This is a genomic window from Flavobacterium covae, assembly GCF_001534645.1.
Lineage (GTDB): Bacteria > Bacteroidota > Bacteroidia > Flavobacteriales > Flavobacteriaceae > Flavobacterium > Flavobacterium covae.
In genome coordinates this window covers 1,013,000-1,030,957 of record NZ_CP013992.1, presented here as the reverse complement: position 1 = coordinate 1,030,957, position 17,958 = coordinate 1,013,000, and the positions used below count along the sequence as shown (strand labels likewise).

Annotated in this window: 13 protein-coding genes; 2 read left to right on the top strand and 11 right to left on the bottom strand. The window is 27.9% G+C overall.

What is annotated here, in order from left to right:
* Positions 1-3 precede the first annotated feature (3 nt).
* Positions 4-3,975: a PAS domain S-box protein gene (locus AWN65_RS04505; RefSeq protein ID WP_060382071.1), complete on the bottom strand. Its 3,972-nt coding sequence runs from the start codon at positions 3,973-3,975 to the stop codon at positions 4-6.
* 83 nt (positions 3,976-4,058) lie between these two features.
* Entirely contained in the window at positions 4,059-5,285 is a 1,227-nt protein-coding gene (locus AWN65_RS04500) for a glycosyltransferase (RefSeq protein WP_060383820.1), read from the bottom strand.
* A gap of 73 nt (positions 5,286-5,358) precedes the next feature.
* On the opposite strand from AWN65_RS04500, the gene miaE reads away from it, so the two are divergent.
* Positions 5,359-5,940, top strand: a complete 582-nt coding sequence (gene miaE, locus AWN65_RS04495) for a tRNA-(ms[2]io[6]A)-hydroxylase (RefSeq protein WP_060382070.1) — start codon at positions 5,359-5,361, stop codon at positions 5,938-5,940.
* An 83-nt stretch (positions 5,941-6,023) separates the two neighbouring features.
* Complete coding sequence (locus tag AWN65_RS04490; protein WP_060382069.1) at positions 6,024-6,824, top strand: TIGR00266 family protein; 801 nt, start codon at positions 6,024-6,026, stop codon at positions 6,822-6,824.
* Between the two features lie 223 nt (positions 6,825-7,047).
* On the opposite strand, the gene AWN65_RS04485 is transcribed toward AWN65_RS04490, so the two are convergent.
* The 9 genes from AWN65_RS04485 to AWN65_RS04445 all read right to left on the bottom strand — a co-directional run bounded on the left by AWN65_RS04485 (position 7,048) and on the right by AWN65_RS04445 (position 17,891).
* Positions 7,048-8,184: a glutathionylspermidine synthase family protein gene (locus AWN65_RS04485; RefSeq protein ID WP_060382068.1), complete on the bottom strand. Its 1,137-nt coding sequence runs from the start codon at positions 8,182-8,184 to the stop codon at positions 7,048-7,050.
* Between the two features lie 110 nt (positions 8,185-8,294).
* Positions 8,295-8,630 (bottom strand): hypothetical protein, encoded by a 336-nt coding sequence (locus tag AWN65_RS04480; RefSeq protein WP_060382067.1) that lies wholly within the window; start codon positions 8,628-8,630, stop codon positions 8,295-8,297.
* Complete coding sequence (locus AWN65_RS04475) at positions 8,631-8,939, bottom strand: hypothetical protein (RefSeq protein ID WP_060382066.1); 309 nt, start codon at positions 8,937-8,939, stop codon at positions 8,631-8,633.
* A 377-nt stretch (positions 8,940-9,316) separates the two neighbouring features.
* Positions 9,317-11,197, bottom strand: coding sequence for a membrane protein insertase YidC (yidC, locus tag AWN65_RS04470; protein ID WP_060382065.1), 1,881 nt, complete (start codon positions 11,195-11,197; stop codon positions 9,317-9,319).
* Positions 11,198-11,276: 79 nt separating this feature from the next.
* Positions 11,277-12,890 (bottom strand): CTP synthase, encoded by a 1,614-nt coding sequence (locus tag AWN65_RS04465; RefSeq protein WP_060382064.1) that lies wholly within the window; start codon positions 12,888-12,890, stop codon positions 11,277-11,279.
* A gap of 158 nt (positions 12,891-13,048) precedes the next feature.
* On the bottom strand, positions 13,049-13,273 hold the full coding sequence (locus AWN65_RS04460; protein WP_060382063.1) for a DUF3820 family protein: 225 nt from the start codon (positions 13,271-13,273) through the stop codon (positions 13,049-13,051).
* 220 nt (positions 13,274-13,493) lie between these two features.
* Positions 13,494-13,898: an OsmC family protein gene (locus AWN65_RS04455; protein ID WP_060382062.1), complete on the bottom strand. Its 405-nt coding sequence runs from the start codon at positions 13,896-13,898 to the stop codon at positions 13,494-13,496.
* Positions 13,898-15,826, bottom strand: a complete 1,929-nt coding sequence (locus AWN65_RS04450) for a PBP1 and LysM peptidoglycan-binding domain-containing protein (RefSeq protein ID WP_060382061.1) — start codon at positions 15,824-15,826, stop codon at positions 13,898-13,900. The genes AWN65_RS04455 and AWN65_RS04450 overlap by 1 nt, the downstream gene beginning before the upstream one ends.
* A 181-nt stretch (positions 15,827-16,007) precedes the next feature.
* Positions 16,008-17,891 carry a LysM peptidoglycan-binding domain-containing protein gene (locus AWN65_RS04445; RefSeq protein WP_060382060.1) on the bottom strand — a complete coding sequence of 628 codons (1,884 nt, stop codon included), beginning with the start codon at positions 17,889-17,891 and terminating at the stop codon, positions 16,008-16,010.
* Positions 17,892-17,958 lie beyond the last annotated feature (67 nt).

Sequence of the window (17,958 nt, the reverse complement as noted above, 5' to 3'; positions counted from 1 at the left end):
TTATTATTTTATAATTTTTAACCATTTAAGTATTGTTACTTCAAAAAATTCTTTGTCTATAGGTTTAGATATATAATCATTCATACCTACTTCTAGACATTTTTCTTTTTCTCCTCTTATAGTTCCTGCTGTTAGTGCAACAATTGGAATATTTGGATCTGTCTTTCTAATTTCTAATGAAACTTCATATCCATTCATTAAAGGCATTTGAATATCTAACAATATTAAATCTGGACTACTTTCAATATATTTTTCTACTCCTATGATTCCATTTTCAGCTTCAATAAGAATCACATTGGGTAATATTTTTTTCAAAAGAGTTTTGGCTAACATCATGTTAATTTTATTATCTTCTACAATTAATATTTTGAATTCTCTTTCTTTCGTAGTTTTTAAATATTCAGCAGTAAAATTTTCATAAATTACTTCTTTTTTATGAGTTTCTTCTTTTTTACATTCCACATTTTGTTCGCAAAATATCAAATCCAATTCAAAAAAGAAGGTACTTCCTAATCTATGACTACTTTCTAATTGGAGTTGTGTTCCCATTAAGCTCAAAATATTATTAGAAATTGTTAAACCTAAACCAGTACCTCCATATTTTCTAGTTGTTGAATTATCTTCTTGTGAAAAAGGCTCAAAAATTTTCTGATGATTTCCTTTTTTAATTCCTATTCCGCTATCTTGAACTAAAAACTGAATTTTAGCTTTATTTTCTTGAATTTCTTTAAGTTTTAATTCTAACAATACTCCTCCTTCATTTGTAAATTTCACGGCGTTTGATAACAAATTTAATAGGACTTGTTTTATTCTTAAAGGATCTATTGAAACATATTTGGGAATTTTTTTATCAAATTTAAAAATTAGATCTATTCCTTTTTTTTCGGAATCAAAACGTATAATTTTTACTATTTGCAATACTAAATCATGTAAATCAGATTTTTTAAATTCTAAGTCTAATTTCCCCATTTCAATTTTAGAAAAATCAAGAATATCGTTTACCACCTCTAATAAAATCTTAGCTGATTCATTTACTGTTGATAGATATTCATTTTGAATCATATCTAACTTTGTTTGTTTCATTAAACCTGAAAAGCCTATAATAGCATTTAAAGGTGTTCTAATTTCATGGCTCATATTGGCCAAAAATTCAGATTTAGCTTTATTAGAAGTTTCAGCATATTCTCGTGCTTTGATTTCTTTTTCTATTAATTTTTTTTCAGTTACGTCTACTAGAATCCCTCCTATGTAAGATACTTTTCCTTCTTTAATTACGGTGTCACTAAATTCTTCAATCCAAATATATTCACCTGATTTTCTCTTAATTCTATAGATTAATTGAAATGGTATATTTCCTTCAAATGCTCTTTTATTTTCATATATTACATTTTCTCTATCATCTTTATGGGTCAAATCAAGCAAATACACTTTACCTTCTAGAAATTCTTCACGAGTATATCCTGTTAAATTTTCTATTTTGTCACTGATATATATTTTAGAAAATTTCTGGTCGTATTCTGACAGAAATACGACTCCTGGGATGTTATCAGCTAATAGATTGAATTGTTTTTGAGATTCTTCTATTAGATTTAAGTTTTCTATTCTTTCTATTGTAATAGAAACATTATTAGCTAGAATTTGTAAAATACTTACTTCTTCTTCTGTCCATTCACGTTCTCTTGAACAGTCATCAAATCCTAGAAAACCTCTAAATACATCATTTATAAATATAGGAAATAGCAAAATAGATAGTATTCCTTGTGAACGTAATCTTTGATAAATAAAAGGATTTTTTATTTGGGAACTTTTGGCTTTAAATACTTGTTTTTTTGACAATACTTCGTAATAAATTAAATTGTCTTTATGAAGCATTTTTTGCAATGATTTGTTATCTATTTCAGGTTGTATCTTTTTATTTTTGTTTACCCATTCATTTTTTTGGCTAAAATAATGTTCTGCTTCGTTATTTTCGAAATAATAAATTCGATCAATATTAGTAGCTTGTCCTACAATAGAAAAGATCTCTTCAAATAATTGATTTAAGTTGTTATTCTTAAGCAATTTTTCTGTTGAAACAGCAATTGCTGTTAATATTTTTGTTTTTTCTTCTAACTTTTCTTCTGTTTCTCTTCTTTTATACGTTTCAATTGCCAAAGAAACGACATCTGCTATTGATCTTGCAAAATTAATATCATCATTATCCCACTCTCTTTTTTGTTTGGTTGTTTCAAAACTTAATAAGGAATGTAATTCTCCGTTAATAAAAACAGGAAGGTTTAACATAGATTTAATTTTTTCTTTTAAAAAATAATCATCTACAAATTCATTAGTATAAAAACATTCATATACATCGGTTGCTACTATTAATTTTTCCTTTTCTAAATACTCAAAATAGTTAGGACGATCTGATCTAAAGGATACTAAACCTTTTTTAAAGTGATCTAATTCTAAATCATATAAAGAAAAACATTTTAAACTTAATTTATCATACGTCCAATAACTTACTCTATCAATCTTTATTCCTTCTGCTGCAGATTTTAATATTAAATTAATTCTATCATTAAAATTTTCTTTTTCTCTGTAAGATAAAATAGCTAGTTTATGTATTGTTTTATTAAAAATTTCGTTTTTCTTTTGTCTATTCTTTTGTTCTATTTCTATATTTTTGAGTAGTGTAATATCTCTTGCTATTGCTGAAAAACCAAGAATTTTTCCTTCTTTATTTTTTTTTATATTTACTTTTTGAGATAACCATAATTCTGTTCCTTTGTTAAAAATAACAGGAAATTCTATTGAAGGAATATCTTTTCTTCCTAATAAATGAGAACGGTAAAACTGGAGGACTTTCATTTTATAATCTTCTCTAATAAATAGAGCAAAATTTTCACCTATTACCTCTTCGTTTGTCAAATTAAACAAAGATTTAGCAAAAGTATTTACAAAAGTAAACCTCCCTTCTTTATCTGTTTCATAAATAATATCAGTAGCGGTTTCTATCAAATTTTTATATTGATGGTCTAAATTAATTACTTCTGTAATATCTTGACCTATACTTAAATACATATCATCAGAATATTGTACATTCTTCCATTGTATATATTTATAGGAGCCTTCTTTTGCTAATACTTTACGAGTATAAAACTCATGGTTTATTTGATAATTTTCAATTGTAAACTCTGGATCTTCAATTAAGCTTAAAAAACTCATTCCTTTAAGTTCTTCAGAAGTATATCCTAAAATATTTCTTACATTTTGGGAACAATAAACTATTGTCCCATTTTTATTAATTCCTATAACCAAAGTTGCTTTTTTATTAATAGCATTATTGGTAAATAAAAAAGTATCTTTTGCTTTATATTTTATAATGTAACGTACTTGATTAATTAAAGAAATCATTAAACAACTGCATCCTAAGGTAACGAACATTACTTCGTTTAGTATTTTATAAAAAAACAGAAAGATTATGAGTAAGTAATTAAAAATTACAAAAACCCAATAAAAATGTATGGTAGCAAAAAGATAATATGAAAAAAAGAATAAAACAATCCAATCAAAATAAGTAAATATATATTCTGGATGTACTACTATTCTTAATAAAGTAATTAAAAAATAGGCAAAAAATATTAGAGTAAAAAATACTCTTAGATGCTTTTCTATAAATTTAATTTTATAACTGGCTGCATACAGGATAAGTAAAATAGTAGCAATTGTAAAATTAATAGGAAAAATTTCGTCTTCTCTTAAATTAAAAAAGACAACTGTAAATTCTATCAAGGCTAATCCTATCCCTACAAATAAAAAGTATAAGCGGTATTGCTCATAAGAATTTTCTAATTCTGAAAAATCACGTATGATTTCTCGGTTTAGTACAGATTTATTTAAAAAACCATAATAAAAAATAAAAAAGACAACAAACAAAGAAAAAAATACAAACCATGAAGACTGGTTAATATTTAATCCTAATAATTGAATCATCTGAAAATACAAAATCTTAATCAAAAGTATAAAATTTAATTTTTATCCTAAATCTTTATTAAAAATACAAAAAAACAGAACTTTTAAGTAATTATTTTTTTATTTTTTTCTTCTATCCATTTTGACATATATTTTGTGGTTGCGAATTGATTTTGTAATAACAACTTACCAATAAAATTTTGATTCCTATGATTATTTAAATCTTCTCTTAACTTTGAAATGAGTTCTTTGAATACTTTTTCATATAATTCTTTTTTAAACTTATCAAAAAGAATTTGCTCTCCTATTTTACAGGATTTCATCCAAACTTGTTTTTCTTTATACAAAATTATTGCCTTTTTTATAAAATCATCTATATCATTAACTACATAACCATTCCAAAAATTTGTAGTACTTATCCCTTCAGCCCCTATAGGTGTGGTTACAGATGGTGTATTTGTTACCATAGCCTCTAATAATTTTCCTTTTATTCCTGCTCCAAATCGTAAGGGAGCTAATAAAACTTTACTTTGTTCAAGTACTTCATACACGCAATAAGCTCTTCCTTTTATATTAAATCCTTCTTTTTTATTATTCAACTGATTTATTTTAGGAGAAACATAGGCTCCATAAACATTAAGATTAACATCTGGTAATTCTTTACGTATCTCTTTCCAAATCTTTTTTAATTGAACAACAGCATCAGAATTGGGTTCATGTAAAAAGTTGCCAATAAAAACAAAATCCTTTCTATCCTCGTAAACAATCGTTTGAACTTTGTTTAAATAAAAAATAGGTAAATAAAGGAGTAATGATTCATCTATTTTAAAAACATTTTTGAGTATTTCTATTTCAAATTCAGAAATTATCAAAGTTAAATCACATCTGTATATACTAGCTATTTCTCTGAATGCTGATGGTTCTTCTAAAATATTTTTTACTTCAAAAATCGTATTCTTTTTTATTGCTGTATGTCTTGCATAACGCAAACAATGCAAATCTTCTGAATCTAATATTCGTATTGCTTGAGGACAAATAGTAGCCACGCGCCAACCAAATTGTTCTTCTGATATAAAACGATCAAAAACAACCATGATTGGATCAAGTTGTAAAATGAATTCATCAAAGCTATTATGATTTAGTTCTATAGCATATTCAAGTACATCAATAGATAACAAATCAAAAGAATTTTCTGTTTTTTGAGCTGTTGAAGCAAAAACAACTTTATATCCTAACTCCTTATATAAATTAATGAGCTGCAAAATTCTAGTTCCAGCCGCAGAAGAAGTAGGCTCTGGAAAAACTAAACCTATAAATAAAACTGTCTCCAAGTCTTTTTTTGTACAAAATAACAATTATAATTTAGGAGTAAAAAATGTAATTTTGTATTTCAATAATTTTTATATGTTAGGATTAAAATTAAAAACAGACCCTAGATGGGCTAATATAGCAGAAGGAAACCTTGCTGAAATTCTTTCAGACCATGCGTGGTGCGAACAAAAAGCAGCTACTAACGCAATCAACCTTATCATTAACAATTCTGAAAAGGAAGATTTGGTAACCGAAATGACCAAAATAGCCATTGAGGAAATGGATCATTTCAGAATGGTTCATGATATTATTAAAGAACGTAATTATGAATTTACACGCGAACGTAAAGACGATTATGTAGGTCAATTAACTAAATTCCTTAAAAAAGACGGAAGTCGCGAACAATCTATGATTGATCGTTTGCTATTTGCTGCTATGATTGAAGCTAGAAGTTGCGAACGTTTTAAGGTACTTTCAGAAAATATTCAAGATCAAGAATTATCTAAATTTTATAGAGAACTCATGATTTCTGAAGCTAATCATTACACTATTTTTTTAAATTTTGCTAGAAAATACGGAGAAAGAGATTACGTAGATAATCGTTGGAAAGAATGGATTGCTTTTGAAGAAAGTATTATTGTAAATTATGGTAAAAAAGAAACTATACATGGTTAAGAAACATTCAAAAAAATTAAACTCTTTTTTGTAACATTTTCTTATAATATAAAACTTATTATTAAACATTAAAAACTAAGAAAATGCAAGCACATGAAATAGATTACCATATTTATGGTGAGGAAATGCAATATGTAGAAATAGAGTTAGATCCACAAGAAATCGTTGTAGCTGAAGCTGGGAGTTTCATGATGATGGAAAATGGAATTAAAATGGAAACTATTTTTGGCGATGGTTCAAACCATCAGGGTTCAGGAATATTAGGCAAGCTCTTAAGTGCTGGTAAACGCGTATTAACAGGCGAAAGTTTGTTTATGACCGCTTATCAAAATCAGGATTTTTCAAAAAGAAAAGTATCCTTTGCCTCCCCTTATCCTGGAAAAATTATTGCAATAGATCTAATGAAATATGGAGGTAAATTTATCTGTCAAAAGGATTCTTTTTTATGTGCAGCAAAAGGTGTGTCTGTAGGTATTGAATTTTCTCGAAAATTAGGTCGAGGCTTATTTGGTGGAGAAGGATTTATCATGCAAAAAATAGAAGGAGATGGTATGGCATTTGTCCATTCAGGAGGAACATTAGCTCGCAAAGAACTACAAAACGGAGAAGTTTTAAAAATTGACACAGGATGTATTGTAGGATTCACAAAAGATGTAGATTATGACATAGAGTTTATAGGAGGTATAAAAAATACTTTATTTGGAGGAGAAGGTGTATTCTATGCTACTTTAAGGGGACCTGGTATAGTATATATACAATCTTTACCTTTTAGTCGTTTAGCTGGACGCATCATTACTGCATCTAATATTGGTGGGCAAAACAAAGAAGAAGGTAGTTTGTTAGGTGGATTTGGTAAGTTATTAGATGGTGATAATGGATTTTAATCTTTAAATGATAAAAAGTTCATTATAAAAGAATACACTCTAAAAAAATAACAATTTTCAGAATTGACTGGATAATCATGAGGCTGTCCTAAAATAATAAATCAACATTATATAATTTATCCCTTTGGTCGAAATGAACAAGATTGCGAACTTTTTGGACAGCCTCATGTATTATTATTTTAAAATTGATAAACAAGTCTTTATATACCCAAAATTTACTTAATTATGTTCTTATAAGATGAGGAACGAAATGAGATGTATTATCTGTTATTAAAGATTTTGACTCTCTTATTCCAATACCTGCAGGTTCTTGACCTATAATCCAACTACCTATTAAGGGATAATTATTATAAAAATCTGGTAATTCTGCTAGTTCTTGATATATAAAACCTTCTTCTCCATATTCTCCTCCTGTCATAGCTAACAAGTCTCCTTCCTTAATTAATTTTATATTAGATCCTTCTCTTGACAAAATGGGCTTTTCACACCAAGAGGTCAAATTTTCAGGCGAATCAAAATAGGAGGCTAATAAAAATTCATGATCTGGATATAATCTCCACAAAATAGGAAGTAATGCTTTGTTAGATAATAACATTTTCCAACTAGGTTCTATCCAAAATGTTTCATTTTTATCTAATATAATATTTTTTCCAAACGTTTCATTAATCATCCACTCGTAAGGATATAATTTAAAAATAGAAGCGATACTGTTATTTTTATCATCAACAAAAATTTGATTATCAGTGTCCCATCCCAACTGGTCTATAGATGTATAATATGTATCTAAACCTACTTGCATTGCACAATCTTGTAAATAACGCACCGTGGTAATATCTTCTAATGAATCTGGCACACTAGTAAAGTGTAATTTTGAGCCTTTTAAATAAGGTTTAACATATTCCCAATAAGCAATTAGTTTTTCATGAATAGAATTAAACTGATCACAATACGGATAACATTCTTGTAACCAAAACCATTGTACAATACTCGCTTCAAATAATGATGTAGGAGTATCCGCATTAAACTCCAATAGTTTTAATTTACCTTTTTTATAACAAAAATCAAAACGACCGTAAATAGAAGGGTCTTCATTTTCCCAAGTTTTTTTTATATGTGGTATAAACCAATTAGGAATATGAAACTTATGAAATAAATCATTTTCAATTACGTACTCTACAGCATGTAAACACATTTCCCATAACTGAGCAGTAGCTTTTTCAATTCTTGTAATTTCATCTATAGAAAATTCGTAAAATACTGATTCATCCCAGTATTTATCTCCTATAGAATGAAAATTAAAACCTAGTTCTTCTACTTTATTTCTCCAATCAACTCTTGGAGTAATTGTAATTCTATTCATTCTAGTTTGTTTATTTTTAATTAGAGTAACTATATAATTAAACTAGTTTAAAAATTTGACAATAAATATTTTAAATAGTTTTATATAAACTAAAAATTAGTGATCTATTTTTAAGATGATACGTGAAAACTTGAATGTCCAAAACCACCTCTACTCACACTACCTTTAGTAGTATTATGTCCTACATTTGAGCTATAATGTATTCCATCTGAATAATAACCTGTTCGTCTTGAATAACTCCCTGAACCTCCTGATGAACTATAAGCTCTAAAAGCATGATAGGAATGCTGGTGTTGTTCGCTTTTAGTATAAACCGCTGTAGTATCTGAGCGTAAATAAACTTTTCTATTAGATCCTCCTCCACCTTCCCAGTCTTCCTCTTTTTTGCCACAGGCAGCTGTAATAGTTGCCACCAAAACTAAATTGATAATGTTAGATTTTTTCATTTATTTTGCTGTAAAATATATTTCATACTCTTTTTTCCCTTTTACAATTTCGCCTTCTTCATCTTCTTCTTCGTATTCTCCTAATGCTGGTATTGTATCTTTATAAACGATTTCTTTAGTTAAACTTCCTTTTGACCAAACTTTATGCTTAGTAATCACAAGATCTTTTTCACTATCAATATGCTCAATAGTCATCTCTGTTTCAACTGATCCTCCTTTATCTACCTCTGTTACTATATCTTCTTTATAATCGTAACAATTAGACATAACAAAGCCTAATAGTGATAGAACAACTAGTTTTTTGTACATTTTTTAAAAATTAATTAAATTGTATTTTATTATTTGAAGTACAGGCATTAGTCGTAATTTCTAGTTTTCGTTACAACAAAAAGATTTCTTTTTCTTCCTAATACGCTATCTTAACATGTAATTTTAGGGGTTTAATATCATTTAAACTTTAAATGCACTTCGCGCTCGAACTAACGATGATTTTAATTATATACTCAACCATCTGTTCAAGTTGTTTTAAAATGAAAAAACATATTGAGAATTTTATTTTTTAATCTAGTATATTTTAAGTTTAAAATGGTATAATACATTACTTGGGTAACCTATATCGAATAAAAAACGTCTCAAATTTAAACTTGAGACGTTTTTTTATAAAATCTATTTTGTAATAATATTTTTTACTTTCTTTTCTTTTCTTCTTGCTGCTTTTGAGCTTGTTCCATAGCTTCTTGCAATTTCTGTTGAAACTTACCTGGTTTTTTAGGTTCTTTTTGTTTGTTTTCTTGTATTTGTGCATGAATTTTTGCATCATCTACTAAGAACTTCTTAATATAAAACATTAATCCCAAAGTCATTAAATTTGAAAATAAGTTATATAAACTTAGACCTGAACCATAGTTATTAAAGAAAATTAACATCATAATAGGCGAAATCCAAATCATCATTTTCATGATTCCTGCCATATCAGGCATACCTTCTTGTGGTGGTGCTGACATAGCTTGATCTCCTGTTGTATATTTCATATAAAAGAAAATAGCAATAGCAGCTAAAATTGGAAATAAACTGATATGATCTCCATATAGAGGAACATTGAATGGTAATTTAGCTATTAAGTCATACGATGATAAATCTTTTGCCCATAAAAATCCTTGTTGTCTTAATTGTATAGCTGATGGGAAAAACTGAAAAGAAGCATACATGAAAGGCAACTGGATCAAAGCTGGAATACATCCTGCCATAGGGTTTACTCCTGCTTTATTATAAAGCTTCATTGTTTCTTGTTGTTTCTTCATTGGATCTTTAGAAAACTTCTCATTTATTTCATTCATTTCTGGACGCAAAACTTTCATTTTAGCTTGCGATAAAAATGATTTATAAGTAAATGGAGACATGGTCAATTTTATTAACACTGTAAATAAGATAATGGCTATTCCGTAAGGCAGAAAAGTACTCATTAATCCAAATAATGGGACAAAAATAAATTTGTTAATCCAACCAAAAATCCCCCAACCTAAAGGAATAATTTCATCTAAATTACGATCATAAGCATTTAAAATCTTATAATCTGAAGGACCATAATACCAGTTCATCTTATAATCTAATTCACCGTTTGCATAAGCTAAAGGTAAAACAGCAGCAAATTTTTTAGTAAAAGTAGTATCTATAGCGGCATCTTTTACTAAATTTTGAGTTGATAATTTTGCTATTTTAATAGGTTTTTTAGTTAATAAAATAGATGTAAAAAAGTGCTGTTTGAAAGCCACATAGGTCAAATTTGACACTTTTTCTTCTTCTTCTGATTGGTTTAAGTAATTATCTTTTCCTTCTTCATATTCATAAACTACTTCGGTGTAACGATTTTCATAGCTTACACTCTTTTCATTACGGTACGTTTTTAAATCCCAAGTTAGATTAACAGGTGCTGAAGTATTCAATACATTAGCTAAACCTTGTGATCGCACATTAAAATCTAACATATAATCATTAGGTTTTAATGTATATTTATATTCTAAATAAGTTTTTTCATTTGTTTTTAAACGCATTGAAAGTACTTGATTAGCTCCTTCTTTTACTAAAGTAGGTTCAAAAAATAAATCTTTTGTATTTAAATTCTTTCCTTCTTTGGTTTGAAAAGCCAGATTGAGCTGCGCATTATTATTTTTTATTAATTGCACTAGAGGTCCTTTTTCATCTATTGATTTAAAGTTTTTTAAAGTAGCTTCTACAATATATCCCCCTTTGTTAGCAATTTTTAAACGTACTAATTCATTTTCTAAAGTCGTAAATTCCCCTTTAGCTGAAGGCAAGGTTGCTGAATAAGCAAAACTTCCTAATGTAGCCTTTAAAGCCGCTGTTAGTTTAGTAGAATCTTCTACTACAGAGGTTAAATCTGTTGTTTTAATTAGTGTCTGTTTAGCTTTTACTATTTTTTCTTTTTTAGCTTTTTCAGCATCAATTTCGGCTTGTGTGGGTTGATTTTTATACATTATCCACATCATAATACCGAAAATTAACGTAAATCCGATAATCGAATTAAGGTCTAACTTTTTTTCTTCCATTTCCTTTTTAGTTCAGCGTTTAAAATTCGGAAAGTTTAATGTTTTAGAACCACCTAAACATCAAACATTTTATTTTAAACTAATTAATTTTATTTTTCACGGCAGCCTCCACAAACTTAACAAAAATAGGATGTGGATTAGCTACTGTACTTTTATATTCTGGGTGGTATTGTACTCCTATAAAAAATGGGTGATTTTCTAATTCAACTACTTCTACCAAGCCCGTATCTGGATTTACTCCAGAAGCTTTTAGACCTGCTTTTTCCATTGCTTCTAGGTAATCACTATTAAATTCATATCTATGTCGATGGCGCTCTAAAATGTCAGTTACGCCATAAATATTTTTAGCTAGAGATTCTTCTTTTAACTGACATTTCCATGCTCCTAAACGCATTGTCCCTCCTTTATCTGTTATACTTTTTTGTTCTTCCATTAAGTTGATAACAGGTGCTGAAGTTCCTTTATTCATCTCTGTAGAATTGGCATCTTTTAATCCTAATACGTTACGACCATATTCTATAACAGCCATTTGCATTCCTAAACAAATTCCAAAAAAAGGTATTTTATTTTCACGGGCGTATCGAACGGTTTCTATTTTTCCTTCTATACCTCGTTCACCAAATCCAGGTGCTACTAATATTCCGTCTAACCCTTTTAGTTGTGTTTCCACTGATTTAGCATCTAAATACTCTGAATGAATAGAAATAACGTTTACTTTCGTTTCATTTCTTGCTCCTGCATGAATAAACGCTTCTAATATGGATTTGTATGAATCTTGTAATTCTACATATTTTCCTACTAGTCCTATATTTACTTGATGCTTTGGATTTTTTAAACGATGTAAAAATTCATTCCATTGTTTTAAATCAGGTGTATTTTTTTCTGGTAAATTTAATTTTTTTAGAGCTACTTGATCTAATCCTTCTTCTAGCATCAGGTTAGGTACATCATAAATAGTAGAAGCATCTATAGACTGAATTACAGCTTCTTTTTTTACGTTACAGAATAAAGCTAACTTTTGACGCATATCGGAAGTTAGTTCATGTTCTGTTCTACAAACCAATATATCAGCCTTTATTCCACTTTCCATTAATGTTTTTACAGAATGTTGTGTTGGTTTTGTTTTAAGTTCTCCAGCTGCTGATAAAAATGGAACTAAGGTTAAATGTACTACAATTCCATTATCATCGCCTAGCTCCCATAGTAACTGACGAACTGACTCTATATAAGGTAAAGATTCAATATCTCCTACTGTCCCTCCTATTTCTGTAATGATAATATCATATTCACCACTTTTACCAAGTAACTGCATACGTTCCTTGATTTCATTTGTAATATGAGGTACCACTTGTACTGTTTTTCCTAAAAACTCACCACGTCTTTCTTTTTCTATAACAGACAGATAAACTCTACCAGTTGTAACGTTGTTAGCCTGAGAGGTAGGCACGTTTAAAAAACGTTCATAATGACCTAAATCTAAATCTGTTTCTGCTCCGTCATCTGTTACATAACATTCTCCATGCTCATAAGGATTTAGTGTTCCTGGATCTACATTAATGTAAGGATCAAATTTTTGAATAGTGGTTCTATAACCTCTTGCTTGCAATAATTTTGCTAATGATGCCGCTATAATTCCTTTACCCAAGGAAGATGTTACCCCTCCTGTAACAAAAATATACTTTGTTTGATTCATTTTGTTGTGTTGTTGTGTTGTTGTTTAAAACCGCGCAAAAATACAATTATTTAGAATGAATTTCCAATTTAGAAATCACAAAAAACAAATAAATTTAAACAACAATTTTAAATTTAGAATTTCAAAAAAACAAAATTTTCAGATCTTTAAAATTCATATTATTTTTTAGGAAAATTTCGTTGAATATTACGCACTAATTCCTCAATTCCATTAAGTTTAAGTTCATAGACTAATGCTAATTGTTGTCCTAATACACCTTTTGGAAATCCTTTTTGTTTATACCAAACTATGTAATGTTCTGGCAAATCAATTAAATAATGTCCTTCATATTTTCCAAAAGGCATTTTAGCATGAGCTAATTTTATAAGTTGTTCCTTGTCCATTCCTTTTTTACTAAAAAACTATTACTTTTTAAGAGAAATTTTTAAAATTATAAAAATCAATATTTTTATAGAACAAAATACTCTTTTATGTAAAGTCCTTTTTATTTATTACAATTCAAAAAAAATAATCTCATCCTATTTTTATTGAATTACTTCATTTTTTTCTAAATAGTAATGAAATTATTTTTTGATTTTAAAACCATTTATAATGATTCTTAAATTACTTCCAATTAAAAATTATTTCTTTTTTAATATCAGGATGTAAGCTATAAAAAACGGGACAAGTCATAGCAGTGCGTTCTAAAATAGTTTTTACTTTTTCATTCGAATCTATAGACATTGAAAAAACAATATGGATTTCGGCAATACGTCTAGGTTCTGTTCCCATGATTTTAGTTACCTCTGCTGTTGAACCTAGAATTTCTAACTCCATTTCTTGTGCTTTAATTGCCATAATCGTTAACATACAAGAAGCTAAAGCATTAGCTACTGTATCTGTTGGCGAAAATGCCTCTCCTCTACCATGATTATCTATTGGGGCATCTGAAATAATTTCAGAACCTGAATTTAAATGAACAGAAGAGGTGCGTAAAGCCCCTAAATAAGTTACTTTAGAAGTTGCCATTAATTTGCTTGTTTAATTGTTAAATCAGTATCGTAATATAAAATATAAATTCCTTTGTTATAAAATCCTCCTTCTGAATTAGACTGGTAATCAAATCGACTCTCTGCTTGTTCCGTACTGTTATCATTAGCAGTATCGGCAAAAGGTTTTTCTTGCATAAGTCTTAAAAGAGTATCAAATGTTACATCAAAACCTCTAATTGCAAATGTATTAGGATTAATTTTATTTTTTCTTTTGTATTGGGTTTCAAAATTTTGGTATTCTTTAGAGGTATTTACTCTATGTTGTGAAGGATAGTGCATTTTTAATTTGGTCAATCTTTTCATTTGAATTTCTTCAAAATCAAGTGCTTCATTTTCTCCTAGAATAACTAATTTTACATCAAACTGTTTTTGTAATGCTAAAAGATTAGTTGTAATAGACAAAATTAAATTTGTCTTTTCTGTTTCCATTACCACATAATTTGTTTTACCTGTAACTAATAATGATTTTAGACTAGAAACATCTAAAACACCTGAATCAGAAACATTTACAAACCTAACTTCTTTACAATTTTCTTGTATATATTGTTTTGCTGATTGTTTTTTAGGATCTACTATTGCTATAATATTTCCATTTTTAGATCGCATAAATTCAAACATGGTTTTCTTTATATCATCTGGCAATGGAGTAGCTTGATAAAGATTAGGATATTTTTTATCATAATCTTTAGACAAAGGTGAAATAACAGGTACTTTTTCTAATATGGCTGCTAATTTTTCAACATTGTTTTGATAAAAAGGACCTATGATTGCATCGTATGATTTTAATTCGTATTCATTTACTAAGGCTGATACATTTGAAGAAGAGCGAGTTTCATCAGAGTCTAAAATGGTTACATCTACTTTTGCGCCTAGCTTATTAATTGAATCAATAGCCATCAAAGCTCCTGAGTAAAAATCTAAAGTCATATTTAAAAACTTATCTTTCTTCAATCTTGATTTAGTTGAATTGATCGTATCTTGATCTAGTTTGGCTATATTAAAAGGTAGTAAAAGAGCCATTTTTTTAGAAGTTCCCATTGAAATGTATTTTGATAAATCAATGATTTCTTTTTTCATTTCTTTTCTTTTAGAAATAGTTGGTATTTTTAATATCATACCTTCTTTTAAACCTTCTTTTAAACCTTCTTTTAACTCTGGATTAAGTCCTATTAATTCTTCTTGTGAACAACTAAACTGATTAGCTAAAGCATACAAAGTCTCTTGAGCTTTCACTGTATATGTCGTTCCTAACCCTTTAGGTATTTCTGTTTTTTTTACTTGACTTCCTTCTTCTACTTTGAGTTTTATTGTTTCTTTTGATTTATTTCCTCTAATAAATAGGATTTGACCTATAGCCAATTCTTTTCCAACGATATCAGGATTTTTAGTTTCTAATTCATCTACTGTAATACCATATTGTTTAGCTATTCCAAATTTAGTTTCTTTAGCTTCAACCGTATGCTCTATACGTGTTTTTTCTTGTGGTGTTATTTTTTTAGGAATTGTTTTAAGTTCTGATTTTACAGGTATTTTCAATACTTCATCCATCTTTAAACCTGTTACAATTGAAGGATTTAATTTTTCTATTTCAGCTAGTGTTACCTGATATTTTTTTGCAATGCTAAATAATGTTTCACCTTCAGCTACTGTGTGATTTATAATTTTTAAATCTTCTTTTTTAACGGTTTCTTTTTTCTTTTTAACAGGTATGATTAATATTGTATTTTCTGTTATTTTGACGCGCGCATCTGGGTTTAAATCATATACTTCAGAAGCTGGAACTCCATATTTTTGTGCAATTTGAGAAATACTTTCCCCTTTTACCACTTTGTGCTTGATCATTGCTACTTGAGCTGACACAAATTGCCCTCCTAAAATCAATAAAATCCCAAAAAATTTTTTCATGTGTGTAAATTATATTTATTACAATTCTTTTAAATTATTATGACAACTAGTCCTTTAAAGCAAAACTTTATTATGTGTTTTCAATTTCAAAATCTTGATTAGATTACTATAAACAATTGATAACAAAATGATTCGCCTCTTTTTATTCAAAAGGTTTTTAGTACTATTTGCAAGGCCAAATTTAGAGTTCTTTTTTGATTTGAACAATGAACAGTTTTTTAAATAAATCAGATCTTGGTTTTACCTTATATTCAAACAAAGCTTCTTCTAATGTTTGATATTTATTAGTATAAACGTAATATCCAAAATTATTTATATTATAAAAAAACTTGGTTTGACGCTCACCAGAATAACTTAACCGAAGCGCAAAAGCATCGCGCTCTACTGATTCAGTAAAAGTGTTTGCAACTAAATAATAACCTGTTTCTAATTCTGGAAGGTTATTAATAATTTCAATTTTAGTAGATTCTTCATTAGTGTTTTCATTTAAAATTTTTCTTTTTTCTTCAAGTGTTGTTTCTGTATTAGAAATTTCTGTTATTGGTATTTCTTTTTGAACTCGTTCTAATTTCACTAAGGCTAACCGATCATCATAATCTCTTGCTTCAGTACTATAAAAAGTAGCCTTCGCAATTTTACGTTTTAAAACTGTTTTTTCTTCTAATTCTAAATCATTGATTTTAGACAGTAAACTTTCTTTCCTTTCTTCTTTCATTGTCAAATCTTGATCTATTTTTTTTATTTCATTAAGTCTTACTTGATCTCTATCAGAAAGTTGCTCTCGTATTTTTTTCTTATATTCTTGATTTTCTTGTTGATTTATCTTTTGAACTTTTTGCATAACTCCAACAATTATGCGACGATTTTCAGATAAATCATGTTTTAATTGTTGTACCAAATCCGTTGTTTCTTTTCTTTTTTGATCTGATTCTTTTTGCAAACGTTTTGATTCTTCTAAAGATTCTAAATTTTTTATTTTTAATTGTTTCAAGTCATATTCCATCGTAATAACCAAAGAATCTAATTTAGCAATCAAAACTTCTTGAATTTTTTTATTAGCATCTAAAATTAATCGCAATCGTTCTACAGAACCATTTTTTGTTTCATCAATAGTATTTAAATTAATATTTAATTTATTGAGTGTGATCATTTTTTTATTAAATTCTTTTTGAACTTTTAAACGATCTTCTAAATCTTCAATTTTTAAGGTTTGTGATTTTGACTTTTCAATAACAGCTTGTTTTTCTGCTAGCGCAATCATTAATTCTTCATTTTCGTTTTTTGCTTTAATCATATTTTTATTAATAGCTAATTTATTACCAATAATCAGACCATTAATAATTTCAGGATTTTGTTTTTCTAACTGATCAATTGTTATACCATATTTTTTTGTAATTGAATATTTAGTTTCTTTAGCCTGAACTATATGAAAAATAGTTTCTTCATTTATAATTCTTGCTTTTCCGTCTAGTGTCTTTTTTTTATTAGGAATTTCTATCTTTTGTCCTATTTGAAGTCCTTCTTTTAGTATAATTTCATTTTTTTCATCTAAATCTTTTACCGATACATTATACAAACGAGCAATACTAAATAATGTTTCCTGTGATTGTACTTCATGAAATTTACCATCAAAGACTACTTTTTTCTGATAAGGAATTCCTCTTTGGGGAATATTTAAAACATAGCCTTCTTTAATATTGGTTTGAACAAGTAACGGATTAGCTTCTTTTAATTCTTCTACGGAAAGTTGATACTGTTTTGCTATACTATATAAAGTCTCTTTATTTGAAACCTCATGTTTATCATAAGATACCGCGTTTACATCATTTTTTTTAAACATATAAGAAATAGAATGCACATTGGGTATTATTAAAATCGTATTTTCCTGAATTCCTTTTTCAGCACCTGTGTTTAGTTTTAGAATTTCTTTTTTTGAAACTTTGTATTTTAAAGCAATAGATTCTAAGGTTTCGCTTTTTTGAATCAGGTGTTTAAATGTCTTTTCTTGTTGGGCGTAATAATATTGGGATAAAAAAAAGAAAATAAAAAGTAGGTATTTAAGCATAAGTTTAGTAATTTATTTGAGAACACCAATTTAAATAAAAATGCCGTGTATTTTTATTTTACACGGC

Coding starts and splice junctions, on each gene's coding strand:
- AWN65_RS04490 (WP_060382069.1), top strand. CDS start 6,024: ATGCAAGCACATGAAATAGATTACCATATTTATGGTGAGGAAATGCAA.
- AWN65_RS04480 (WP_060382067.1), bottom strand. CDS start 8,630: ATGAAAAAATCTAACATTATCAATTTAGTTTTGGTGGCAACTATTACA.
- AWN65_RS04465 (WP_060382064.1), bottom strand. CDS start 12,890: ATGAATCAAACAAAGTATATTTTTGTTACAGGAGGGGTAACATCTTCC.
- yidC (WP_060382065.1), bottom strand. CDS start 11,197: ATGGAAGAAAAAAAGTTAGACCTTAATTCGATTATCGGATTTACGTTA.
- miaE (WP_060382070.1), top strand. CDS start 5,359: ATGTTAGGATTAAAATTAAAAACAGACCCTAGATGGGCTAATATAGCA.
- AWN65_RS04505 (WP_060382071.1), bottom strand. CDS start 3,975: ATGATTCAATTATTAGGATTAAATATTAACCAGTCTTCATGGTTTGTA.
- AWN65_RS04455 (WP_060382062.1), bottom strand. CDS start 13,898: ATGGCAACTTCTAAAGTAACTTATTTAGGGGCTTTACGCACCTCTTCT.
- AWN65_RS04485 (WP_060382068.1), bottom strand. CDS start 8,184: ATGAATAGAATTACAATTACTCCAAGAGTTGATTGGAGAAATAAAGTA.
- AWN65_RS04445 (WP_060382060.1), bottom strand. CDS start 17,891: ATGCTTAAATACCTACTTTTTATTTTCTTTTTTTTATCCCAATATTAT.
- AWN65_RS04460 (WP_060382063.1), bottom strand. CDS start 13,273: ATGGACAAGGAACAACTTATAAAATTAGCTCATGCTAAAATGCCTTTT.
- AWN65_RS04450 (WP_060382061.1), bottom strand. CDS start 15,826: ATGAAAAAATTTTTTGGGATTTTATTGATTTTAGGAGGGCAATTTGTG.
- AWN65_RS04475 (WP_060382066.1), bottom strand. CDS start 8,939: ATGTACAAAAAACTAGTTGTTCTATCACTATTAGGCTTTGTTATGTCT.